Origin of the sequence: Erythrobacter sp. KY5 (assembly GCF_003264115.1) — a bacterium.
Classification (GTDB): Bacteria; Pseudomonadota; Alphaproteobacteria; order Sphingomonadales; family Sphingomonadaceae; genus Erythrobacter.
Genome location: NZ_CP021912.1, coordinates 2,597,989 through 2,620,995, shown reverse-complemented (window position 1 = coordinate 2,620,995; position 23,007 = coordinate 2,597,989). Strand labels below are relative to the sequence as shown.

Genomic DNA, 23,007 nt, shown 5'->3' with positions numbered 1-23,007 from the left:
GGGTGCAGCCTCCATGTAGAGGCGTCCTTGCGTAATCAGTTTACGGTCACGGCGAAGGCCTAGCGACGGCTTTTCGCGAAGTATTGGGGGGAATACGAAAATGAGCGATACCAAAAAAGCGTCTGACGTCTTCATCGACTGTCTCGAAGCAGAAGGCTGCGAGTATATCTTTGGTGTGCCGGGTGAAGAGAACCTCGACTTTCTCGACTCTCTGGGCAAGTCGGACAAGATCAAGTTGATCCTCACTCGCCATGAACAGGGCGCGGGCTTCATGGCCGCGACCTATGGCCGCCATACCGGCAAGACCGGCGTGTGCGTGGCGACGCTTGGCCCGGGCGCTACCAACTTCGTGACCAGCGCCGCCTATGCGCAGCTTGGCGGGATGCCTGTGCTGATGATCACCGGTCAGAAGCCGATCAAGAAATCGAAGCAGGGCCGCTTCCAGATCGTCGACATCGTGTCGCTGATGGAGCCGGTCACCAAGTACTCGATCCAGATCGCGGCGGGCGACAACATTCCCAGCCGCGTGCGCGAAGCCTATCGTCTCGCCGAAGAGGAAAAGCCGGGCGCGACGCTGATAGAACTTCCCGAAGATATTGCCGAGGAACAGGCGACCGACTTCAAGCCGCTTCCCAAAAGCGTTGCGCGTCGTCCTTCCGCTGAGCCCAAGGCGGTTCGCGCTGCGGTAAAAGCAATCGAAAGCGCCAAGAACCCCGTCCTTGTCATCGGCGCGGGCGCCAATCGCAAGCTTTGCGGGCGGATGCTCGAACAATTCGTCGAGAAGACCGGCATCCCGTTCCTTACCACCCAGATGGGCAAGGGCGTGATCGACGAGCGGCACCCGAAGTTTCTCGGTTGTGCGGCGCTTTCGGCAGGCGACTTCGTTCACCGCGCGGTCGAAGCCTCCGATTGCATCATCAATGTCGGTCACGACGTGATCGAAAAGCCGCCTTTCTTCATGAAGGACAACGGTGTCACCGTGATCCACGTCTCAACCAAAACGGCTGAGGTCGATCCGGTCTATTTCCCGCAGATCGAGGTCATCGGCGACATCGCCAACGCGGTCTGGCAGATCAAGGAAGACATCTCGCCCAATCGCGACTGGGATTTCGAACAGATGCTCGGCTATCACAAGGCTGAGCTTGAACACACTGGCAAGCTTGCAGCCGACGATCGCTTCCCGATCTTCCCGCCGCACCTTGTTCAGCAGGTCCGCGACGCGATGCCGCGCGATGGGATTATCTGCCTCGATAACGGGGTCTACAAGATCTGGTTCGCGCGTGGATACACCGCATACCTTCCCAACACTGTGCTGCTCGACAACGCGCTTGCAACCATGGGTGCAGGCCTGCCGTCCGCGATGATGAGCGCGATGCTCTATCCCGATCGCAAGGTCATGGCGATCTGCGGCGATGGCGGGTTCATGATGAACAGCCAGGAGATGGAAACCGCGGTCCGCCTCGGCCTCAATCTGACCGTGCTGATTCTGCGCGATGATGCATACGGCATGATCCGCTGGAAACAGGCGAATATGGGCTTTGACGATTTCGGTCTGACCTATGGCAACCCGGACTTTGTGCAGTACGCGGAAAGCTACGGCGCGAAAGGGCACCGGGTGGAATCCTCCGCGCACCTTGCCGAGCTTCTGAAGCACTGCAACGAGACGCCGGGCGTCCACCTGATCGACTGCCCGGTCGATTATTCGGAAAACGACCAGATCCTGAATATCGACATCAAGAAGCTGAGCGCCGAGCTTTAAGCTTAGCGCTCGCGCACTTCATTCGATAAGCTCACAACCTCGCTCTCAGGGGAAGACCATGCACGAAGTCGTCAATCCGTTCGACCGCCAGAAGATCGGTGAGGTTCCGACGCACGATTGGGAGACCATCGACGGGTATCTCGCCAAGGCCGAGGCCCTGCACAAGAACCGCGATGGCTGGCTGAAAGTGCATGAACGCGCCGCGATCCTCGAAAAGGTCGTGGAGATCATGAAGGATCGGCGCGACCATCTGGCAATGCAGATTGCCAATGAGGGCGGGAAGCCGCTGATCGATGCGCGGGTCGAAGCCGACCGCGCGATCAAGGGTGTTGAGCTTTGCATCGAGGATCTGGGCAATGTGCGCGGCACCGAGATTCCGATGGGGCTCAGCGCGTCGGGAGATGGGCGCCTTGCCTGGACCACGCGTGAGCCGATCGGTCCGGTCGTGGCGGTCTCGGCTTTCAACCACCCGCTCAACCTGATCGTGCACCAGGTCTGCCCGGCGGTTGCGACAGGCTGCCCGGTAATCGTCAAACCGGCTAGCGATACGCCGCTTTCGTGCTTCGAGTTCGTCTCGATCCTGCACGAAGCTGGCCTGCCTGAAGACTTGGCGCGCGCCGTACTTCCGTCGCGCGATGCGTCCGAGAAGATGGTCACCGACAACCGCGTCGCGTTCTTCACCTTCATCGGTTCGGCAGGTGTGGGCTGGGGGCTTCGCTCCAAGCTTTCGCCCGGCACGCGCTGCGCGCTCGAACATGGCGGGGTCGCGCCGGTGATTGTCGATCCGAGCGCGGATATCGACGCGGCTGTCGGCTCGCTCATCAAGGGCGGCTTTTATCATTCAGGACAGGTCTGCGTGTCGGTCCAGCGTGTCTTCGCACATGCCGACATCGTCGATGAGCTGTCGAGCAAGATGGCCGAGGCGGCCAAGGCGCTGAAGGTCGGTAACGCGATCGAGGAAGACGTCGAATGCGGCCCGCTGATCCGGCCCAAGGAAGTCGACCGGGTCGAGGAATGGGTCAATGAAGCGCGCGATAGCGGCGCAAAGGTTCTTTGCGGAGGCGAGCGTCTGGGCGACACCACTTACGCGCCCACCGTCCTGCTCAATCCCCCCAAGGACGCGAAGGTTTCCACGCAGGAAGTGTTCGGGCCAGTGGTGTGCATTTACAGCTACACCGACGTTGATGAGGCGATTGCGCAGGCCAATTCGCTTGACGTTGCGTTTCAGGCGGCGATCTTCTCGAACGATCTTTCAAACACGATGCACACCTATCGCAACATCGACGCAGCCGCGGTGATGGTGAACGACCATTCTGCCTTCCGCGTTGACTGGATGCCGTTCGCCGGGCTCAAACATTCGGGCCATGGCGTTGGCGGCATCCCTTACACGATGCATGAAATGACCATCGAGAAGATGATCGTCATCAAGGCGTAAGCCAGGAGGCGTGAGGCCTGGGCAGGCCCATCCGGGCCTGCCTCCTCGTTAGACGTGCTCCGCTTCGCTACGCACCCGCTGCGGACGGGCGGTCACCCTTGCGGGCCATCCGGCCCGTTTTGCCTGACTTCACCTAGCTTTCGTCCAAGAGCAGCAGCACGGCCGTCACCACCATGCGCTCGTCCTGGCCAAAGCGGTGGTCGACTTCGCTGATCGTCGCATCGGCGACCAGCTGTCCGGGAATTGTGAACTCATGCTCGGGCAGGCTGGCGATGAACTCTTCGCCAACCGCGACAGCATCCGCGCCGTTGAAGTCGAGCATCACTTCGTGCCGCGTTCCTGCGAAGGTGATCGAGCTCCACGCCTTTTCCTCGTGTGTGAGCAGGTCGGCGCGCCCCTCGGCCAGCATCAGCAGCGCTTCGCGCACCCGGTCGGCTGTCGTGCGGCGCGCGCGATAACGGCGACCCGTGGGCCGCGCAGGCACCTCGATAGCGGCGGACTTGGTCTCGAGCGCAACGCTGGTGCGGGCAAAAGGGGCGGCGAGCAGGGTGGGATCATAGAGCATGGGCAAAGTCCTTTTTTTCGAGAATTTCTGTGTCTGAAGCCGCTGCCGTTGCGGCGAATTCGGCCATCCAGCCGAGGGTGCGCGCCTCGGTCCGCGGGCGCGGTATCCGGCCCATGCGCAAGTCGAGCACGAAGCGCGGATCGCCCGCAGCGAGCCGCCCAAACTTGGTTGCAGGCATGTCATGGGCCCTGAGGAATTTTTCGACCTTCCGAAGCAGCATTTCCGATCCCTTTCCTGGTCGTTCTGGACTTGGAGGAGCTAGGACGCCTGCACCGCGATTCGCTCAATGTTCCCTAAACGTTCCACCTCAAATCCTACTTGTCTAGGAAAAATCTTTTGTGTAGGAAGATTTTATGACACACCCTTTTGACGCCACCCTCGATGCTCCTCGAAGCCGCCTGCTCGAATTGTCGCAGGAGCACGGTGCCAGCCTCGCGAGCCTTTCGACGCTGATCGGCAGAAATGCGAGCTATCTTCAACAATTCATTAAGAAAGGCTCGCCGCGAAAGCTGGAAGAGGGAGACCGGAAAGTGCTCGCGCAGTTCTTTGGCATTGCGGAGGCGGAGCTTGGTGGAGCTGAAGATTCGGTGCGGGAAAAATCCTACAAAGGTGGTTCTATCGATCCCGATTCGTCCGGATGGGTGGAAGTACAGCGTCTGGCTATCGGCGCATCGGCCGGGCCCGGCACTTTACCGTCCGAGGAAACGCCTTTCGACACGTTCCGCTTCTCGCGCCGCTGGCTGAGTGAGCAGGGGCTGAGCGATGCAAAATTGTCGGCGATCACGGTCGAAGGAGATTCGATGGAGCCGCTTCTGAACGACGGGGACGAAATCCTTGTTGACCGGACAGAGCGCGCGTTTCGCGACGGTGTGCATGTCGTCCGGCTCGGCGACACCTTGATGGTCAAGCGCGTTGCGCGCGCAGGGGCGGGGCGCTTTGCGCTGCTAAGCCAGAACCTTGCTTATCCGCCCATCGAAGTGGCCGCCGATGAGCTTGAAATCATCGGCCGCGTCGTGTGGAAGAGTGGCCGGATCTAGAGAGTGCCGCCGCGCTCGCTCTTGCGTCTGGCGATCCAGGTGGCGTGCTCATCCTCGACCCGGCGCCATGCTCCGAACACGGTCAGACCCTCTTCCGGAACGCCCTTGCGCCCCAGCGAATAGATCTGTTCGTAGAACCAGAATTGCGTCGCAAAACCGGCCATGGTCCGCACCAGATTGATCCGCGTAAGGAAGGAAAGCGGACCGGGCAGCAGCGACAATTCGTCTTCATAGCGCGGCAGGTTTTCCTCGCCCGCCAGCAGCCGGTTCGGCCCGTCCGGTTGGGCGCATAGGGGGCGGCCCAGGCCAACAAGGTCGGCTGCCCCCTCATCCAGCGCCTGTTCCATCGCGGCGCGCGTGCGAAAGCCGCCGGTGACCATGAGCGGGATCGACACGGTATCCTTCATCGCCTTGGCGAAGTCGACGAAATAGGCTTCCCGCTTGAGCGTTGATTCTGCCATTTGCGGGTCTTCGGAAGGTTCGGTCCCCTCGATCCCAAGGAGCTTGGGCTGTTCATAGGTTCCGCCTGAAATCTCGATCAGGTCGACGCCAAGCTCCTCCAGCCACTGCACGACCGTAAGGCTGTCCTCAAAGGCGAAGCCGCCTTTCTGGAAATCGGCGCTGTTGAGCTTGACCGCGACCGGAAAGGCCGGGCCCACCGCTTCGCGCGACCGGCGCACGACCTCGGTCAAGAGCCGCGCGCGGTTTTCGAGGCTTCCGCCCCATTTGTCCGTGCGGTGGTTGGTCTTGGGGCTGAGGAATTGCGAGATCAGATAACCGTGCGCCGCGTGGATTTGACCCCCCGTGAAACCTACGTGCTTGCAAGTCCTGACCGCGCGCACGAACCCTTCAATAATCGCTTCGATTTCGTCGGGCTCAAGCGCGACAGGCTCACCGAACTGGCCGCCGGGCAGATCCAGTTTGACCGCAGAGGGCGCCTTGGGATGCGGGTTGACGATGGCCATCGTTTGCCGTCCGGCATGGCTGATCTGTGCCCAGAAATGGTTGCCATTGGTCGTGCCGGCGGCGGTCCAGCCGCGAAACGCATCGAGCTCGTCCTCGTTCAGTTCGCGGTCGATGATAACATTGCCGGGACGTTCGAGATGGTGGGCATCAATCTGGATATTGCCCGACAAAAGCATCCCCGCGCCCCCTTCGGACCAGATGCGATAAAGCCGCTCAAGCTCAGGCGTCGGCAGGCCATTGGTGTCCGCCAGCCCTTCGGTCATCGCGGCCTTTGCAAGGCGGTTGGGGATTGTCGCGGCGCAGGGAAGAGTAAGAGTGGTGTTCAAGGCCATAATCGTCGCTCTCCCTGTTTGCGCGATCAAGCGATAGCGCGTCACTATCGATTGCGCACGTCGCTCGTCCACAGCTTGCAATTGCGCCGCCGCCTCGCCATTTCACCGGGCATGACTGATACGCCTGTTCCTCCGATGAAAGCCGCCATTATTCCGGTGACACCGCTGCAGCAAAACTGCTCGCTGATCTGGTGCACCAAGACGAACAAGGCCGCGCTGATCGATCCGGGCGGCGATCTCGACAAGCTGAAGGACGGCATTGCCAAGGCCGGGGTCGAGATGGAGAAGATCCTCATCACCCATGGTCATCTCGACCATTGCGGTCAGGCCGGGATGCTGGCCGAGGAACTGGGCCTTCCCATCGAAGGGCCGCACAAGGACGACCTGTTCTGGATCGAGCAACTGGACAGCGACGGCGCGCGTTACGGAATGACGGCGCAGAGCTTTATGCCCGATCGCTGGCTTGAGAACAATGACACGGTGACAGTGGGCGACCTCACGCTCGACGTGATCCATTGCCCGGGACACACTCCCGGACATGTCGTGTTCTTCCACGCGCCCAGCCGCTTTGCGATTGTGGGCGACGTGTTGTTTCAGGGGTCAATCGGGCGCACCGATTTCCCGCGCGGCAATCATCAGGACCTGATCGATTCGATCACACAGCGCCTGTGGCCGCTGGGTGAGGACGTAATGTTCATTCCCGGGCACGGGCCAACAAGCACCTTTGGACGTGAGCGAAAGACCAACGCCTTTGTGAGCGATTACGCGTTGTCCTGATCGCCTTTTGCCAGCGCCTGGATCTCGCGGGCCTGCCGGTAATGCGCCTACTGCCTATTGCCCGAACACATGGCGGGCAGGGCGGCCGAACTGGTCGAGGTCGAACGCGCCGTCAAAGCACCCGCGCCGCGATCAGCGCAGCCACAACAGCAAGTCCCAGCAAGGTCAGAAGAGTGGCGATCGTTCCGATCACGCGGCCTATCTTGAACGCGCCGCCATCCATGCCAAAAGCGTGCGCGATGCGGGCGATGAAATAGAGCGCCGCGACATATTGCAGCCACGCCTGACCATTCCCCGACAGTTCGATCACGAGAATCAGGGCGAGCACGAAGGGCGTGCTCTCGACGAAATTGGCCTGTGCGCGCATCCGGCGGATCAGCGGTTCGCAATCCTCATCGCCGATATACACCTTCTCGGCGTTGCGCACCGCGCCGATCCGCAGCATCAGCCAGACATTGAGAATTGCCGCCGCCGCAGCCGCGGCCAGCGTCACAGGAAGCAGTGCCATCGAACGATCCCCTCACAGTTATTTTCAGGTGCACTGCTTGGCCGCCGCGCTGATGGCTTGCAACCTTTGAGTTTTGCGTTATATCGCGCGCCTTCCCGCCAGACCGGCTCGGACGCAACCGCATGGGACATATACCTTCAGGGTATATGCCTTGTGCGCATCGCGGCCTTGCCCTAAGGGCAACGACAACACGCCCCCAGGGCATTACCGACACGCCCTCTGGGCATATTACGAAACACGCTGCGCCCGAACAGGCGCAAACAACGCATTATTTGAGGAAGTGGCTTAGCCATGGCAGTCCCCAAGAGAAAAGTATCCCCGCATCGTCGTGGCAATCGCCGCGCTCACGATTCGCTCAAGGTCGAAGCATTCCAGGAATGCTCCAACTGCGGCGAACTCAAGCGTCCGCACCACGTGTGCTCGGCATGCGGTTTTTACAACGGCCGTGAAGTGATGGTGCCCAAGGGCATCTAAGCCGTCATTATAGAAGGACCAGGCGCATGACTCTCCCGCGTATCGCTGTTGATGCGATGGGCGGCGATGAAGGCGTGCGCGTCATGGTCGAAGGCGCTGCGCTTGCACGTCGCGATTATGACGATTTCAAGTTTCTGCTGGTCGGCGACCAGCAGCGCATTGAACGTGCGCTCGATACGCATCCCGGCATGGCAGGCGCCAGCGAGATCCTCCATTGCGATGACGTGATCAGCGGCGACGAACTGCCCTCGCGCGCTATCCGCCGTGCCAAGACCACCAGCATGGGCCTCGCCGTGAACGCGGTGAAAGATGGCCGCGCGGGCGCTGCGGTCAGTGCTGGCAACACCGGCGCGCTGATGGCGATGAGCAAGATCGCGCTGCGCACGCTTCCCGGCATTGATCGTCCGGCCCTCGCTGCCCTTTTGCCGACGCTCGAAACGCACGATGTCGTCATGCTCGATCTTGGCGCAAACACCGAAGCCGACGCGCGCAACCTTGTGCAATTCGCGGTGATGGGTGCGGCATATTCGCGCATCGTCAACGGGTTCGAGAAACCGAGCGTTCGCCTGCTCAATATCGGCACTGAAGAAATCAAGGGCACAGACGCCCTGCGCGATGCAGCCGCGCGGCTGACCGAGGCAACCGCCAACGGAAATTCGAGCCTGGCGCTGGATTTCGCCGGATTTGTCGAAAGCGACAAGATCAACCGCGGAGAGACGCATGTCGTCGTAACCGACGGTTTCTCCGGCAATATCGCCCTGAAAGCGATCGAAGGGTCCGCGCGGTTTGTCACCGATCTGCTGCGCCAGGCCTTCACCTCGTCGCTTCGTTCGAAGATCGGGTTTCTCGTCTCGCGACCCGCGACCGAGCTTCTTCGCCATCATCTTGATCCCAACAACCACAATGGCGCGGTCTTTCTCGGCCTCAATGGCGTGGTCGTCAAAAGTCACGGCAGCGCCAACGCCAAGGGCGTGGCAAACGCAGTCACGGTCGCTGCTCGCCTGCTTGAGAACAAGCTGACCCAGCGCATCGCGCACGACCTCGCCGAGCTGGGTGAGGATGCGCTTCGCAAGAACGGCAATGGTGCCTCGTCCGGCCCTCCTGAGGAAAGCGGAGCCGCGGCGTGACTGGCTCCAGAATTGTGGGATCGGGCTCCGCGCTGCCGCAGCGCATCGTCACCAATGCCGAACTGGCCACACGGGTGGACACTTCGGACGAATGGATTGTCGAGCGCACCGGCATACGCCAGCGCCACATTGCCGGCGATGGTGAGACGACGGCCACGCTCGCTACCGCTGCGGCGCGCGCCGCGCTTGCCGATGCGGGGCTTGAGGCGGGCGATATCGACCTCATCGTGCTTGCCACCGCGACGCCTGACAACACATTCCCGGCCACCGCAACGAAAGTGCAGCACGCGCTCGGCTGCAAGAACGGTCCTGCCTTCGATGTAGGCGCGGTGTGTTCGGGCTTTCTCTACGCTTTGACCACAGCCGATTCGCTGCTTGCGACGGGGTCGGCAAGCCGTGCATTGGTCATAGGCGCCGAAACTTTCAGCAGAATTCTCGATTGGGAAGACCGCACCACTTGTGTCCTGTTCGGAGACGGCGCAGGCGCGGTCGTGCTCGAAGCGCCTGACGCAACGAACCCGGCAAAATCGGGCGGTCCAGGCGTTCTCGCCAGCAGGCTTCACGCCGATGGGGCGCAGCACGATCTGCTCTACGTCGATGGCGGTCCGTCGAGCACCCAGACCGTGGGCCATCTTCGCATGAAGGGCCCTGAAGTCTTCCGCCACGCGGTTGTGAACCTTTCCAGCGTGCTTAAGGAAGTCATTGAAGATGCGAACGTTTCTGCATCCGAGATCGACTGGATCGTCCCGCACCAGGCGAACAAGCGCATCCTTGATGCGACCGCGAAAAAGCTTGGCATCCCGGCCGAAAAGGTCGTGGTGACGGTCGACAAACACGCCAACACATCGGCTGCATCGGTCCCGTTAGCCTTCGATGTGGCGCGCAAGGACGGGCGCATCAAAGCAGGCGATCTGGTCATGTTCGAAGCGATGGGCGGCGGCTTCACCTGGGGCGCAAGTCTCGTGCGGATGTAACCGCGACACAGGCGACTGCACCCAGCCTTCAGGGCAAAACTTTGCGCAATTTCTGGAGTGCGGTTGCGCAATATCCCGTTTTTCCATACAATTGTTAAACTATCAGGGGTCGTGTTCTCTTTAGGGAGAGGAACAATATGCGTTCAGTGGGCACTTTGACCCGGGCCGATCTGGCCGAGACAATCAATCGCAAGATGGGCCTCAGTCGAGCAGAATCCCTCGATCTGGTGGAAGCGATCCTGACCAAGATGTCAGACGCGCTGGCCAAGGGCGAGAATGTGAAGATTTCCGGATTTGGCAGCTTCGTTCTTCGCGACAAGAACGAACGCGTTGGTCGCAATCCCAAGACCGGTATCGAGGTCCCGATCACCCCGCGCCGCGTGCTGACCTTCCGCGCAAGCCAACTGCTCAAGGAGCAGATCGCAACCGCTTCCTAACGGTTGATTGGCGCGATGGTCGATTTCAAAGACGGCAAGGACGAATCCGCGCTTCGCACGATCGGTGAGGTCAGCGAGGCGCTCGGCATCAAGCCGCATGTCCTGCGCTATTGGGAGCAGCAATTCGCACTCCTCAAACCGATGAAGCGCAGCGGTGGCCGACGATATTACAGGTCCAGCGATGTCGAAATGGTCGAGGCGATCGACCGGCTCATCAATGAAGAAGGCTACACGCTCAAGGGAGCCGAAGCGGTGCTTCGCTCAGGCGGAGGGCCGAAGGAATCGGGCGCTGATCGCCGCAGGGGCGAGGACCGGCGCATGGGCGACAGGCGCGCCGACGGTGACGAGGTGGGCGAACCGATCAGCATGAGCGTTTCGCCCCAGCAGGTGCTCACGCCCGCTGTCGAGGAAACGATCGCTCAGCTAAAGGTGCTGCGCAACCGATTGGCAAAGGCGATCGAGGCCTGATTTTCGAAAGAGTTGCGGCGCTTATTCAGCCGCCATCAGCGCCGCTTCGCCCAGATCGACGCTGACCAGTCGCGACACCCCTTTTTCAGCCATCGTCACGCCGAACAATCGGTGCATCCGGCTCATTGTAACCGCGTTGTGGGTGACAATGAGGTAGCGCGTCTTGGTCGTGCGAACCATCGAATCAAGCAGGTCGCAGAACCGTTCGACATTGGCATCGTCGAGCGGCGCATCGACCTCGTCCAACACGCAGATCGGTGCCGGATTGGTCAGGAACAGCGCAAAGATAAGCGCGGTCGCGGTCAGCGCCTGCTCACCGCCAGACAGCAGCGACAGCGATTGCAGGCGTTTGCCCGGTGGCTGCGCATAGATTTCGAGGCCGGCTTCCAGAGGATCGTCGCTATCGACAAGCGCGAGATGCGCCTGACCGCCCTGAAACAACCGGGTGAAGAGCACGCGGAAATGTCCGTCGACCTCTTCGAATGCCGCGCGCAGGCGTTCGCGGCCCTCGCGGTTGAGATTGCCGATCGAGGCGCGCAGCCGCGCGACCGCCTCGGTCAGTTCGGCCTGCTCGCTCGCGTTTGCGCCGTGCTCTTCCTCGATCCTTGCGAGCTCATCGGCGGCAACGAGGTTGACGGGCCCAATACGCTCACGGCTGGCGGTGAGGCGGTCCATCTCTTCCGATTCGACGCTCGCAGGCTTCACATCTGCTTCGTCGAATTCGAACCGTTCGGCGAGCAGCGGGGGCGGGCATTGGAACCGCTCGCCCGATACGCGCGCCATTTCGCTGCGGCGGGCCTCTTCGTTTTCGGCGCGGGCGACCAGAGTGGCGCGATCTTCGCGTGCAACGGCGAGCGCTTCCTGCGCTTCGGCGAGCGCGCGTTCGATGGTGCGGCAGGCGTCCTGGCATGCATCCATGACCGATTGCGCTTCTTCAAGTTCCTTGGTCAGGCGCGCGCGGACCTGATCGCCTTGCTCGATTTCGCGCATCAGGGCGGCTGGCTTGGCGGCAATCACCGCGCGTTCTTCTTCGATCTCTTCGAGCCTGCGCCCGGCTTCGGCAACGCGCGATGCGGCCTCCCCAGATCGTGCCTTCCAGCTCGACTGGTCTGCCTGCTGCGCGGCGAAGCGTTCGCGCGAGACGGCGAGACCCTGATCGTGGGCGGCGAGTTCGGCGAGCGCTGCCTGCACCGCGGTCTTTGCAGCTTCATGCCGGGCCCGCGCAGCATCAAGCGCGGCACGGCCAGCATCGGGCGGGGGCAGGGCAGCGCGTGCATCCTGCGCGGCCTTGAGCTCGTCTTGTGCGCCCCTCAGTTGCTCGTCCAGGTCGCTTGCCGAAGCGGCCAGTTCTTCAAGTCTTGCAGCAACGCGCTCCTTTGCCGCCTCAGCAGAATCGAGGCGACGCAGCGCCGCGCGTTCGGCTTCGATTGCGCCTGCAACCTCGCGTTCCTGAGCGACAAGCGAGGTTTGCAAGGCCGACAATTCCTCGCGAGCGGTGGTTTCATTCGCCTGCGCGAGTTCTGCCGCTCCGCGCAAATCGGGAAGTTGCAGTTCGAGTTCGGCAAGCCGGTTGGCCGCTTCGAGCCGCGCCGCTTCAGCTGAACCTTCGCCGCGCGCGACAAAGCCGTCCCACCGCCGCAAATGCCCGCCCTTCGTGACCAGCCATTCGCCGGGGCCCAGCACACGGCCATCGTCGGCTTCGGCCACGTGAACAAGCGCAAGACGTGCGCGCAATTCCTCGGGGCATTCACGAACGCGGGATAGGAGACTGTCGGCCACCTGCGAAGGTGCGCTGCTGCCGGTCCAGAACCGTCCGTCCTCGCCATCGGGAGCAGCGCCAATCGGCGACTTCGCATCGCGGCCAAGCACGGCGGCGATGGCGCGTTCGTAGCCCTTTTCGACCGCCACCTTGTCGAGCGCGGCAGGAAGGCCCTTGCGGCCGGCTTCGCGCTTGGCGCGTGCATCGCGGTCGCGGGCCAGCGCGGTGTATTCGCGTGCGATCCCGGCGAGTTCGGCGCGCGCGGTTGAAAGCGCTGCGGACGCCTCGTCACGCGCAGTCTGAAGATCGCCTTTACGCGCCTGCTCTTCTTCGAGCCGGGTGCGCAGCCGGGCGACTTCGCTTGCCGCGTCGTCAACGGCATCGCGCGCTTCGGTCACGGCCACTTCCGGGTCTTCCCCGTTCGACAATTCCGCACGGGTGGCGGCAATGCGTTCACCTTCGCGCTCAAGCCTGGAGAGCCGCGTTTGCGCCTGTTCGATCGCGGCTTCGGCGACGCGCCACTCGGCCTCGACACCGGCATGATCGGCCGTCGCCTTGGCAAGATCGAGTTCGGCGGTCCGGCTGGCGCGCTCGGTCTTTTCAGACTTGTCGGCAAGCGCCGGGCGTTCCGCTTCGGCTTCGGCGACACGGTTTCGCGAGGCTTCGAGGTCGCGCTCCAGCTTCTTGAGAGCTTCTGCCGCGTCGTTGGTCAGGCGGTCGGCGGCCACGCGGTCTTCTTCAAGCCGCGAGCGCTGGCGTTCGAGGTCCGCAAGGCGCGTCTCGGCTGCCTCCAGCTTTTCCGATAGCGCCGCCATGCGATGGCCGTGCGCGCTCGCATCGTCGCGGCGGTCGGCAAGCTCGTCGCGCGCTTCGGCGAGTTTCGCGGCAGCCTCGGCCTGTTGCCTTTGCGCCTCGGCGGTAAGGCGGTTGGCATCGGCGACCTTGGCTTCCGATGCTTGTGCAGCCGTGCGCGCTTCCTTGGCCGACGCTGCTGCATCGCGCCAGCGGGCGAACACCAGCCGCGCCTCTGCATGGCTGATCTGTTCGGTGAGCTTGGTATAGCGCTCCGCCTGCTTCGCCTGACGCTTGAGCGAAGCCATCTGCGAATCGAGACCCGCCATCAGGTCTTCGAGCCGCTCGAGGTTCTTTTCGGTCGAGCGCAGCTTGCTCTCGGCATCCTTGCGGCGCACGTGAAGCCCGGCGATCCCGGCAGCCTCTTCGAGCATCATGCGACGTTCTGCCGGCTTGGCGGCGATGACCTGCGCGATCTTACCCTGCGATACGAGCGCCGGGCTGTGCGCGCCTGTCGCGGCGTCTGCGAAGGTAAGCGCGACGTCCTTTGCACGAACATCGCGACCGTTCACGCGATACGCGGAACCGGCGCCCCGCTCGATGCGACGAGTAACGACGAGTTCTTCGTCATGTTCGTCGCTGGCATGCAGGACGACTTCGGCAAACGCGCGGGCAGGGCGGGTCGACGTCCCTGCGAAGATCACGTCTTCCATCCCGCCAGAGCGCATCGATTTGGGCGAGTTTTCGCCCATGACCCAGCGGATCGCTTCGAGCAAGTTGGACTTGCCGCAGCCATTGGGGCCGACGACCCCGGTCAGGCCCGGTTCGATGCGCAGTTCGGCCGGCTCTACAAAGCTCTTGAAACCAGAGAGTTTGAGCCGGCTGATCTGCATATTCGTGTCTGGTTAGCCCCGCTTATTCCTGCCGCGCACCGGCGCGCTGGATCAGCGGCTCAAGCTCGCCCCAGCCGATCACGTCGAGCTTGCGACCGTTCAGGAGGAAGGTCGGCGTCGAGTTGATGCCAAGCTCCTCGGCCTGCTGGGACGAATTGTTGGCGATGCTTTCGATCGTGCTGACATTCGAGAGGCATTCGCGTTGCTGGTCGGCGGAGATTCCACGCGCGGCGAAAAAGTCGACGAGGCCGGCTGCCTGCGCGATGCCGATGAAGCGCTGTTCGGGCGGTGCGTTGCCTGCGGCCTGGTAGGCGGCGTTGTTGTTGTTGACGTTGTTGAAGAACGTCGGAAGCTCTGCCCACGCCATGTCCGACAGCGTCTGCACGTTGTCATCCGCGCCGCAGCGAACGAGCGTCGCGATAGTGAGGTCGATGGGGTCGCGCACGAGGTTGCGCTGTTCGAAGCTGACCACGCCGGTCGCGACATACTCCTCGATCGAAGGCTTGGCAGTGGCCGAGAACTGGGCGCAGCCACCGCAGGTGTGCGATGCATATTCGACCAGCTTGATCGGCGCATCCGGATTGCCGAGGATATAGCCGTCTTCCTCGCTCACCGTGACCGTTTCGGTCCAGTTGGTGCCAGCAGGCGCGGCAATCGGCTCAATCACGTCGCCAGCCAGTTCATCACCGGCATCGCCGCCACACGCGGCAACAGCGAGAGCGAGCGGAGCTGCCATGGCAAGCTTCAGGGAAGTGCGGATCGTAATCATGGTCGGACGTATCCTCGGAATCGAAGGGAAAGACTATACGCATGGCTTTGTAGAGCCCAAGCGCGTCGGGGGAAGGGCTTGTGCAAAAATGCGCCGAAACTGTGAATTAGACGCCGGAATTGATCAATCCTGTGCGTTTCCGGGACGGAAATGGTCGCTCAATACCGGGTAAAGCGCATCCCAAGAGTGAACCTCGTCCAAAAGCTCGCCATCGAGCGCGAAGCTCGGCGTACCGGGCACAGCGAATTCCTCGCGGTCGGCATCGCCGTTTCGGATGAGCGCAAGAGCGGCTTCATCATCGGCAAGGCATGCGCTTATCTCGACGCGGCTCATCCCGGTGTTCGCCAGCATGTCATCGAAATCGAGCGCGCTCGCCATGCTGGCGCGCGATGTCCTGTCGCCGCGCGCCCAGCTTTGCATCTGCGATTGCGGAGCCTGCCGCGCCTTCGCCATCCAGCTGTCCTGACGGGTGAGAAACATGCGGTGGCGATCCTTCATGCCCGACACGTCGCCGCATTGGACCAGCAGCGAGACGGTGAGGTCGATTGCATTGCGGATCACCGGGCGAATTTCGAGGTTCATGTGCCCCGGCGCAAGCACGGTCAGGTCAAGCGCGCCTTCGCCTTCCTTCGCAAAGGTCGCGCAGTGGCCGCAGGTGTAGCTGATGAATTCGATCAGGCTTGCCTCGGCATTGGGATTGCCGATGCGAAAGCCGCGCTCGGTCCTTTCGATCTCGGCATGCCAGGCCGCGCGGCGACCGTCGCCGACAAAGGCGCTGTTCGGGTTGGAAAGCTGGTTGTCCTGCGAAAGCGGGGCCTGCTGCGCACCTGCGGGCAGGGCAAGCAAGGTGGCCGCTGCAACGCCAGCCAAAGTGGTTCTACTCACGTCTCGTCGTCTCTCTTCGTCTTGTCCCCGTCACCCAGGCTGCGCGCGAGGCTTTCAAGCACGGTGCGCAGCTCAGGATCGCCAATATCGCGCAGGCTGTCTCCCAGTTCCATCGGGATCGGCTTGAGCGACGGCGGCGCTTTGGGTTTCTCTTGAGCATTTGGCGGCTTAACCGCGCCTTGCCGGATCTTTGCGCGCGCGACCGCATTGTAGCCGAAAAAGCGGTTCACACGCTCGACGATTTCAGGAAGCACCTGCTGGATCAGCGGAGCATGAGCGGGCGTGACCACCAGTTGCAGGATGCCTTCGGACTTTTCGCCGGGGGGAAAGCGGATCGCCTCGGGCGAGCAGACGCGCGCATGTGTTGGTCCGACAATCTCAGGCCAGCGTGTGACGACCGAGCTTTGAACGAAGCCAAAGCGGCGAAAGGCGGTGCGCCCGATTTCGGGCATGAGGTCGCCAATCGCCTTTGGCCCGCGCCCACGCGGCCGCTCATAGGGTTTCGCCGCCTTGCGCGGGCGTCCCTTGGCGGTTCCCTTGGGTTTGCCCGAATTCGTGGTGTTGTCGCTTCCCATCTTGCAGCCAGCCATGCCATAGGCGCGCCGTGACTGCTAGCGCTTCAGACAAGCTTCTCGACTGGTACGACAAACATGCGCGCGAGCTTCCGTGGCGAAATCCGCCGGGCGAGCCGGTGCCGAATGACCCTGCGTGGCCTTACCGCGTTTGGTTGTCGGAGGTCATGCTTCAGCAGACGACGGTGGCGGCGGTGAAGCCTTACTTCGCGAAATTCACGCGCGTCTGGCCGAGCGTTTTCGACCTTGCCGTGGCGAGCGATGATGACGTCATGGCGGCATGGGCGGGGCTGGGATATTATTCGCGGGCTCGCAATCTGGTAAAGTGCGCGCGCGAAGTGGCGCGGCGCGGTGGCTTTCCGCAAACAGAAGCAGAGCTGCGCGAGCTTCCCGGGCTTGGCGCTTACACTGCGGCGGCGATTGCGGCGATTGCATTCGGAGAGCGCGCCGTGGTGGTCGATGCCAATGTCGAGCGGGTGGTGGCGCGGCTGTTCGCCATCGAGGAGCCGCTTCCGGGTGCTCGCAAAGCGATCCGCCAGCATGCCGACGAAATCACCCCAAAGCGGCGTGCAGGGGACTTCGCTCAGGCGATGATGGACCTTGGTTCGCAGGTCTGCACCACCAAAGCGCCGCGCTGCCTGCTGTGCCCGCTGTCGGAGGAATGCGAAGGCCGCAAAGCGGGCGAGCCCGAGCGGCTGCCGATCAAGCCACAGAAAAAGGCAAAGCCGGAAAGGCGCGGCACCGCGTTCTGGATCGAGCGCGACGCGCAGGTGTGGCTCGTCACCCGCCCCGGCACAGGAATGCTCGGCGGCATGCGCGCACTGCCCGATGACGGCTGGAGCGCGCGCGAAGATGGCTCAGGCGAGGCTCCGATTGCGGGCGAGGCAGAGCAATTGGGCGCAGTGCGGCACACCTTCACCCATGCGCACCTGACCCTCAGTGTGATGGGCATAAAGGCAACCACCGCCCCGCCGGGTGATGGCGAATGGTGGCCGACGGGCGAGATTGAAGAGGCAGGCCTACCGACGCTTTTCGTGAAAGCCGCGCGGCTGGCGCTGGCCAGCAATTAGACGAAGCCGCCACCCAAAGTCAGGCGAACCGCAGCGATCAGGCCCACGATCAGGCAGAAATTGCGACCGCCGGTGCTCGAAGACAGCGCCCCGATCACCACGCCAAGCGCTATCAAAGGCAGCGCAAGCCAATTGGCCCAGCCCAGAAGCGGGATCTGCGCGGGGATGACGATCACGAGGCTGAGTAGCCCGATGAGGTATGCAAGTATGTTTCCCATGTGTGTTATATGGGTAGAACACCCGGATGAATCAAGCCTGAAATGAACGCAGTTGGCGCGCTTGCAATTGACGGTTAAGCCTCGCTCCCTCAAACAGTCGCCAAACGAAACTGACCCTCTCGGGAGAGAACCCACAATGGCCTTTCGCACTTTCGAACAACCCAGCCTGTCGCGTCGCTCGCTTTTCCGTGGATCGGCCTATGCCGCAGCTGGCGGTGTGCTGGCATCGCTCCCGTTCGGGCGCGCATTGCTTGCTCACGATGTGAGCCAGAGCTGGCCGAACGTGGCGGCTTTGGTTGAAAAGTACCTTAGCGAAGGCAAGGTTGCGAATATGCTGCTGACCTTCGGCTGGGGTCAGGACGACATGGCGCATACCGTGGGGGGCGGCAAACTTGCGCTCAAGGGCAGCACCGATGTCGACATGGATTCGCTCTATCGCATCTATTCGATGTCGAAGCCGATCACCGGCATGGCAACGATGATGCTGATCGACGACGGTGCATTCGAACTCGATACGCCGCTTTACGATATCATCCCCGCATTCCGCGACACTCAGGTGCTGGTCGATCCCGAAGGCCCGCTCGACAACACCGTTCCGGCAGAGCGCCCGATCACGATCCGTCAACTGCTCACGCACACGGCTGGCATTGGCTACACCATTACATCGAAGGGCCCGCTGCTTGACGCCTACATCGAAAACGGCATTGTCGGTGGACGGGTCAGCCGCTTTCCGATCCCGGGCCTTCCCAACCCCACGCCTGCTCCGGGGCTGGAAGTTTGGACTGACAGGCTTGCCAGCCTTCCGCTCGCATACCAGCCTGCGACCAAGTGGAGCTATTCGAACTCGATCGACCTGCTTGGCCGGGTGATCGAAGTGGCCAGCGGCATGAATTTCGAGGCGTTCCTGAAGACCCGCATGTTCGAACCGCTTGGCATGAACAGCACCTGGATGACCGTGCCCGAGAGCGAGAAGGGCCGCCTGACCGACAATTACGGCATCCTTGGCGACACGCTATTGCCGCTTGATCCGGGCGCGAACTCGATCTTCCTCGATGAACCAAAGGTGCCTGCTGGCGGCGGCGGCCTTGTGTCCTCGCCGAAGGATTACGACCGCTTCCTGCGCATGCTGCTCGGTTACGGGAAGCTCGGCGATGAGCGGGTGATGAGCGAGGCCGCAGTGCGCCTCGGCACGTCCAACCTCATCCCCGAAACGGTCGATCTTACCGGATCGTGGATGGTCGGTCAGGGCCACGGGGCAGGCGGACGCTCGCTCAACGGCACGTTCGGATGGGGCGGCGCGGCAGGCACGCTGGCCGCGGTCGATTACAAGCTGGGCCTGCGCACCGGGCTTTACACGCAATACATGCCGTCCGACGCCTATCCGATCCGCGACGAATATCTCGCCGCGCTTGAGGCGGATGTCGCGGCGATGCATGCAGGTCACGCCAACCACGCCTCGTAATGGCGCTCGCAAACGGACCCATCGCCTTTGCCGGATCGCCTCTGGACCGCGCGGATAACCTTCGCGCGGACCGCGATGCTCTGGCCGGAATGATGAATTGGAAAGCGCGGCTGTTGAAGCTGGACGCGCTGATGCCCGAGCTTGACGAGAACGGGCGGCTCGGATGGGGCACTCTGGCTGATGCTGATGAGGATGCAGAGCTCGTCTTCCTCGGCCTTGATCGCAGCAATGGCGCTGAAAAACCGTGCTTCGCCGCCGTTCCGCCCGAAGGCGATGCGAGCCCGCGCATGGCGAACCCGCGCCTCTGGTCGCTGATGGCGACGCTCGATCCGGGCGATCTTGCGCTTTACGGCGGAGCGCGCAGCCTGATCGACTGGCATGCCCGCCACCGGTTCTGCGCCAATTGCGGTGTGCCCACGAAGATCGCCAAGGGCGGCTGGCAGCGCAGTTGCGATGCTTGCGGCTCGCAACATTTCCCGCGCACAGATCCCGTCACGATCATGCTGGTCGAGCACGAAGGACGCCTGATGCTGGGCCGCGGCCTGGGATGGCCTGAGAAAAGCTTCTCCGCGCTCGCTGGCTTTGTCGAGCCGGGCGAAACCATCGAAGAGGGCGTTGCGCGCGAAGTATTCGAGGAATCGGGTGTGCGCGTGCGCGACGTTTCCTACATCGCAAGCCAGCCATGGCCGTTCCCGAGCCAGCTTATGATAGGGTGCCATTCCTACGCTGATGACGATGCGCTGATCATCGACGAGACCGAGATGGCCGAGATCATCTGGTTCACCCACGATGAAGTCGCCGCGTCGCTGGCCGGCGACGGGCCGTTTCGCACACCGCCGCCCCACGCAATTGCGCATACGCTGATGAAATGGTGGCTGGAGAAAACCGCATGAGCGCCCCTCACAAACTCACCATCGACATCTATTCCGACGTCGTTTGCCCATGGTGCCTGATCGGATACGGCCAGTTGACCAAGGCGCTGGATGAGCTTGAGGGCGAGATCGAGGCACAGGTCCGCTGGCGCCCGTTCGAACTCAATCCCGACATGCCCAAAGAGGGCGAAGAACAGGAAGCGCATCTGCAACGCAAATATGGCCGTTCTGCCGAAGAGGGCGCTGCGGTGCGCGGAAAAATGCGAGAGTTTGCTGACAGTGCCGGTGTTTCGCTGAGCTATAAGGGCGAGGGCGACCCGCCGCCCGCAATGATGTGGAACACGCGCGATTGCCACAAGCTGCTCGGCCTTGCGCTGGAGCAGATGGGGCCGGAGGTGCAGACGCGCTTGAAACTGGCCCTGTTCGAAGCGCACTTCAATCACCGCAAAGACCTCTGCGACCGCGATGTCCTGCTTGGTATTGCGGGTGATGCCGGCCTTCACCGCGAGGCTGCGAAAGCCGCACTCGATGATGCGGACCTCGAAGCGCGTGTGCTTGCCGAAGAACAGCAGGCGTGGGATCTCAACATTTCCGGCGTTCCGGCCATGATCGTGGAGGGCAAGTTCATGATCCCCGGCGCTCAGGCCCCCGATGTGTACGTCAACGCGCTTCGCCGTGTGGCCGACAAAACGCGGGCTACTGCCGGGTGAGCGAGTTCGCCCCCAAAAGCGCGGTCATCACCGGCGGTGCAAGCGGGATCGGACTGGCGCTCGCGCGAAGGCTGGCGGGACAAGGGCTGGGCGTGTTGGTCGCCGACCTACCCGGACCCGCGCTCGACCGTGCCGCCGCGCTGGATGGCATAATCACGCAGGCATGCGACGTGAGCGATCTTTCGTCTGTCGAAGCGCTAGCCGACAAGGCATTCGACATGTTCGAGACGGTCGATCTCGTCTTCAACAATGCCGGCGAAAGCGGCCCTCGTGGCAAGCTCTGGGAAGTCGACCCGGCCCGGGCCCGCGCGCATTTCGACGTCAATTACTGGGGCATCTGGAATGGCTGCCGCGCCTTCGCCCCGCGCCTCATTGCGCAGGAAAGCTCCAGCGCAATCTACAACACCGGCAGCGAGAACAGCTGGTTCTGCGCGATCGAGCAATCCGCCGCCTATATCAGCGCAAAGCACGCGGTTCTGGGCCTGACGGAAAGCCTGCGCGGCGATTTGCCCGAGCATGTCCATGCCGGTCTGATCGTCCCCGGCTGGGTGTTCACTCCGCTCGGACCTGAGCAGTTCATGAAGCTGGGCATGAATGTCGAGGATTACATTGATCGCATCGTGCCCCAGATCATGGCGCGGCGCCGCTTCGTCGTCAGCCATGGCTACAATCAGGTGCGGATCGATGAACGCATGGACGAATTGGCGGCAAGTTTCGCCGAATACGCGCTCCCCGCTGATCAGGACGCTCGCCATGATGTGCGTCTGGTTGCCGAGCAAATCCGTAAAGCTTCACAAGCCACCAAAAAGCACTAGGCCTGAAAGGGCTGGTATCGGCGCACAAACCGAACGACAGGGGACAAGGCCTCAATGAGCAAGGCGATCAAGAGCTTATCCGTGGTGGCATTCGTCACGCTTTTCGCGCTCGCATTCGCATTTTTCGCGGGCGTGAACAGCGTCGAGATATATGATGCGCCAACGATGTACTGGTGCGCGTGGCTTGCTCTTGTCATCAACTGGCTGGCCTTCATCCCCTCGGCGATTGCGCAATCGGACAAGTTTTACGACAGCTTCGGGGCGATAACCTATCTCTCGGTCACGGCGCTTGCCTGCTATGCTGCGATCACAACGATGGGTTCGCTCGATACGCGCGGCATCGTGGTCGCGGCCATGGTTGCGATCTGGTGCATCCGGCTCGGCACTTTCCTCTTCATCCGCATCCAGGCGAAGGGCGGCAGCGACAGCCGGTTCGAAAAGATCAAGAAGAACCCGCCGCGCTTCCTCGCCGCGTGGACCTTGCAGGCGCTCTGGGTGATCCTGACCGCATCAGCCGCGCTCTCCATCATCACCAACGAGGCGCGCGAGCCTATCGGCATCTACTTCTGGATTGGTGCAGCGATCTGGGTCGTCGGCATGGCATTCGAAACCATTGCCGACGCACAAAAAAGCGCGTTCAAGTCCAAAGACGAGAACGACGGCGATTTTATCAATGTCGGATTGTGGAAGTGGTCGCGCCACCCGAATTACTTCGGCGAGATTACGCTGTGGACCGGCATTTTCGTGATCGCGATTCCGGTTCTGTCGGGCCTTGGGTGGCTGGTCGTGATTTCGCCGATCTTCGTCTACCTGTTGCTCACCCGGATCAGCGGGATCAACCTGCAGGAAGAACAGGCGAAAGAGCGCTGGGGAGACGATCCCGATTATCAGGAATACCGTCGTAAAACCCCCGCGCTCTTTCCCAAGCCCCCCGCAATGCAGGGTTAGCATCGACTAGGCAAAGCTCAGTTCGCTTCGCCCTTCTTGATGGCTTCCATCGTCTTGGGACCCTTGCGGGCATCCTGCTCGGGATTGTCGGAGCCGACCACGGGTTCGCGATTGTCCGGATCGGTTGCACGGTTCAACTCGGCGCGCTTGCCGACGCGCACATTGAGGTTCCCGTCCGAGCTGCCCTGCTGCGACGGGGTGGCCTCCTTGGTGAGCTTTGCGATGAGTTCGTTGTCGGGGTGAAGCGATTGACGCTCGGGCATTATGTTTCTCCTTTACCCTGCTTACCGGGCAACGACCCTGACCGTTCCCAAAAAGCGCCCGCGAAATTGGGCGTTTGCGCGCAAGGCCTCATTCTGTAGGATTGTCGCCGGGATCAAACA

The 23,007-nt window shown here is 62.1% G+C and carries 25 protein-coding genes; 15 read left to right on the top strand and 10 right to left on the bottom strand.

The window, feature by feature from the left end:
• The first annotated feature begins 100 nt into the window (after window positions 1–100).
• Both CD351_RS12535 and CD351_RS12530 read left to right on the top strand, forming a co-directional pair.
• Complete coding sequence (locus CD351_RS12535) at window positions 101–1,759, top strand: acetolactate synthase large subunit (RefSeq protein WP_111992946.1); 1,659 nt, start codon at window positions 101–103, stop codon at window positions 1,757–1,759.
• 58 nt (window positions 1,760–1,817) lie between these two features.
• A complete protein-coding gene (locus CD351_RS12530) occupies window positions 1,818–3,194 on the top strand; it encodes an aldehyde dehydrogenase family protein (RefSeq protein WP_111992945.1) in 1,377 nt (458 codons plus the stop codon).
• Between the two features lie 133 nt (window positions 3,195–3,327).
• Here CD351_RS12530 and CD351_RS12525 read toward each other — a convergent pair whose 3' ends face one another.
• Both CD351_RS12525 and CD351_RS12520 read right to left on the bottom strand, forming a co-directional pair.
• On the bottom strand, window positions 3,328–3,759 hold the full coding sequence (locus CD351_RS12525) for a hypothetical protein (RefSeq protein WP_111992944.1): 432 nt from the start codon (window positions 3,757–3,759) through the stop codon (window positions 3,328–3,330).
• The gene (locus CD351_RS12520; protein WP_111992943.1) at window positions 3,749–3,979 is read right to left on the bottom strand and encodes a hypothetical protein; all 231 of its coding nucleotides are present in this window, start codon (window positions 3,977–3,979) and stop codon (window positions 3,749–3,751) included. Before CD351_RS12520 ends, CD351_RS12525 begins: the two co-directional genes overlap by 11 nt.
• A gap of 133 nt (window positions 3,980–4,112) precedes the next feature.
• On the opposite strand from CD351_RS12520, the gene CD351_RS12515 reads away from it, so the two are divergent.
• A complete protein-coding gene (locus CD351_RS12515) occupies window positions 4,113–4,796 on the top strand; it encodes a S24 family peptidase (RefSeq protein WP_111992942.1) in 684 nt (227 codons plus the stop codon).
• On the opposite strand, the gene CD351_RS12510 is transcribed toward CD351_RS12515, so the two are convergent.
• Window positions 4,793–6,094 (bottom strand): NADH:flavin oxidoreductase/NADH oxidase family protein, encoded by a 1,302-nt coding sequence (locus tag CD351_RS12510; RefSeq protein ID WP_111993748.1) that lies wholly within the window; start codon window positions 6,092–6,094, stop codon window positions 4,793–4,795. The two genes, CD351_RS12515 and CD351_RS12510, sit on opposite strands and share 4 nt — an antisense overlap.
• 135 nt (window positions 6,095–6,229) lie before the next feature.
• On the opposite strand from CD351_RS12510, the gene CD351_RS12505 reads away from it, so the two are divergent.
• Entirely contained in the window at window positions 6,230–6,871 is a 642-nt protein-coding gene (locus tag CD351_RS12505) for an MBL fold metallo-hydrolase (protein ID WP_111992941.1), read from the top strand.
• A gap of 112 nt (window positions 6,872–6,983) precedes the next feature.
• On the opposite strand, the gene CD351_RS12500 is transcribed toward CD351_RS12505, so the two are convergent.
• Complete coding sequence (locus CD351_RS12500; RefSeq protein ID WP_111992940.1) at window positions 6,984–7,379, bottom strand: MAPEG family protein; 396 nt, start codon at window positions 7,377–7,379, stop codon at window positions 6,984–6,986.
• A 291-nt stretch (window positions 7,380–7,670) separates the two neighbouring features.
• Between CD351_RS12500 and rpmF the strand changes: the two genes are divergently transcribed.
• The 5 genes from rpmF to CD351_RS12475 all read left to right on the top strand — a co-directional run bounded on the left by rpmF (window position 7,671) and on the right by CD351_RS12475 (window position 10,859).
• Window positions 7,671–7,853: a 50S ribosomal protein L32 gene (gene rpmF / locus CD351_RS12495; protein ID WP_007164719.1), complete on the top strand. Its 183-nt coding sequence runs from the start codon at window positions 7,671–7,673 to the stop codon at window positions 7,851–7,853.
• A gap of 26 nt (window positions 7,854–7,879) precedes the next feature.
• Window positions 7,880–8,980 carry a phosphate acyltransferase PlsX gene (gene plsX, locus CD351_RS12490; protein ID WP_111992939.1) on the top strand — a complete coding sequence of 367 codons (1,101 nt, stop codon included), beginning with the start codon at window positions 7,880–7,882 and terminating at the stop codon, window positions 8,978–8,980.
• Complete coding sequence (locus CD351_RS12485; RefSeq protein WP_111992938.1) at window positions 8,977–9,954, top strand: beta-ketoacyl-ACP synthase III; 978 nt, start codon at window positions 8,977–8,979, stop codon at window positions 9,952–9,954. The genes plsX and CD351_RS12485 overlap by 4 nt, the downstream gene beginning before the upstream one ends.
• A gap of 137 nt (window positions 9,955–10,091) precedes the next feature.
• A complete protein-coding gene (locus tag CD351_RS12480; RefSeq protein WP_111992937.1) occupies window positions 10,092–10,391 on the top strand; it encodes an integration host factor subunit alpha in 300 nt (99 codons plus the stop codon).
• 15 nt (window positions 10,392–10,406) lie between these two features.
• Window positions 10,407–10,859, top strand: a complete 453-nt coding sequence (locus CD351_RS12475; RefSeq protein ID WP_111992936.1) for a MerR family transcriptional regulator — start codon at window positions 10,407–10,409, stop codon at window positions 10,857–10,859.
• A gap of 21 nt (window positions 10,860–10,880) precedes the next feature.
• Here the strand turns inward: CD351_RS12475 and CD351_RS12470 are convergent, their stop codons facing one another.
• The 4 genes from CD351_RS12470 to CD351_RS12455 all read right to left on the bottom strand — a co-directional run bounded on the left by CD351_RS12470 (window position 10,881) and on the right by CD351_RS12455 (window position 16,547).
• Window positions 10,881–14,303, bottom strand: coding sequence for an AAA family ATPase (locus tag CD351_RS12470; protein ID WP_111992935.1), 3,423 nt, complete (start codon window positions 14,301–14,303; stop codon window positions 10,881–10,883).
• A gap of 22 nt (window positions 14,304–14,325) precedes the next feature.
• Window positions 14,326–15,072: a thioredoxin domain-containing protein gene (locus CD351_RS12465; protein WP_111992934.1), complete on the bottom strand. Its 747-nt coding sequence runs from the start codon at window positions 15,070–15,072 to the stop codon at window positions 14,326–14,328.
• A gap of 123 nt (window positions 15,073–15,195) precedes the next feature.
• Entirely contained in the window at window positions 15,196–15,957 is a 762-nt protein-coding gene (locus CD351_RS12460) for a thioredoxin domain-containing protein (protein WP_234027128.1), read from the bottom strand.
• Window positions 15,954–16,547, bottom strand: a complete 594-nt coding sequence (locus CD351_RS12455) for a DUF721 domain-containing protein (protein ID WP_111992932.1) — start codon at window positions 16,545–16,547, stop codon at window positions 15,954–15,956. The genes CD351_RS12460 and CD351_RS12455 overlap by 4 nt, the downstream gene beginning before the upstream one ends.
• A 14-nt stretch (window positions 16,548–16,561) precedes the next feature.
• Between CD351_RS12455 and CD351_RS12450 the strand changes: the two genes are divergently transcribed.
• Window positions 16,562–17,599, top strand: coding sequence for an A/G-specific adenine glycosylase (locus CD351_RS12450; protein ID WP_111992931.1), 1,038 nt, complete (start codon window positions 16,562–16,564; stop codon window positions 17,597–17,599).
• On the opposite strand, the gene CD351_RS12445 is transcribed toward CD351_RS12450, so the two are convergent.
• Entirely contained in the window at window positions 17,596–17,817 is a 222-nt protein-coding gene (locus CD351_RS12445; protein WP_111992930.1) for a hypothetical protein, read from the bottom strand. The two genes, CD351_RS12450 and CD351_RS12445, sit on opposite strands and share 4 nt — an antisense overlap.
• Before the next feature lie 136 nt (window positions 17,818–17,953).
• On the opposite strand from CD351_RS12445, the gene CD351_RS12440 reads away from it, so the two are divergent.
• The 5 genes from CD351_RS12440 to CD351_RS12420 are packed head-to-tail and all read left to right on the top strand — an operon-like array spanning window position 17,954 to window position 22,624.
• Entirely contained in the window at window positions 17,954–19,279 is a 1,326-nt protein-coding gene (locus CD351_RS12440; protein WP_111992929.1) for a serine hydrolase, read from the top strand.
• On the top strand, window positions 19,279–20,172 hold the full coding sequence (nudC, locus tag CD351_RS12435) for an NAD(+) diphosphatase (protein WP_111992928.1): 894 nt from the start codon (window positions 19,279–19,281) through the stop codon (window positions 20,170–20,172). The genes CD351_RS12440 and nudC overlap by 1 nt, the downstream gene beginning before the upstream one ends.
• Window positions 20,169–20,861, top strand: coding sequence for a DsbA family oxidoreductase (locus tag CD351_RS12430; RefSeq protein WP_111993747.1), 693 nt, complete (start codon window positions 20,169–20,171; stop codon window positions 20,859–20,861). Before nudC ends, CD351_RS12430 begins: the two co-directional genes overlap by 4 nt.
• Window positions 20,858–21,676: an SDR family oxidoreductase gene (locus tag CD351_RS12425; protein ID WP_111992927.1), complete on the top strand. Its 819-nt coding sequence runs from the start codon at window positions 20,858–20,860 to the stop codon at window positions 21,674–21,676. The genes CD351_RS12430 and CD351_RS12425 overlap by 4 nt, the downstream gene beginning before the upstream one ends.
• 54 nt (window positions 21,677–21,730) lie before the next feature.
• On the top strand, window positions 21,731–22,624 hold the full coding sequence (locus CD351_RS12420; protein ID WP_111992926.1) for a DUF1295 domain-containing protein: 894 nt from the start codon (window positions 21,731–21,733) through the stop codon (window positions 22,622–22,624).
• A gap of 17 nt (window positions 22,625–22,641) precedes the next feature.
• Here the strand turns inward: CD351_RS12420 and CD351_RS12415 are convergent, their stop codons facing one another.
• A complete protein-coding gene (locus CD351_RS12415; RefSeq protein ID WP_111992925.1) occupies window positions 22,642–22,887 on the bottom strand; it encodes a hypothetical protein in 246 nt (81 codons plus the stop codon).
• Window positions 22,888–23,007 lie beyond the last annotated feature (120 nt).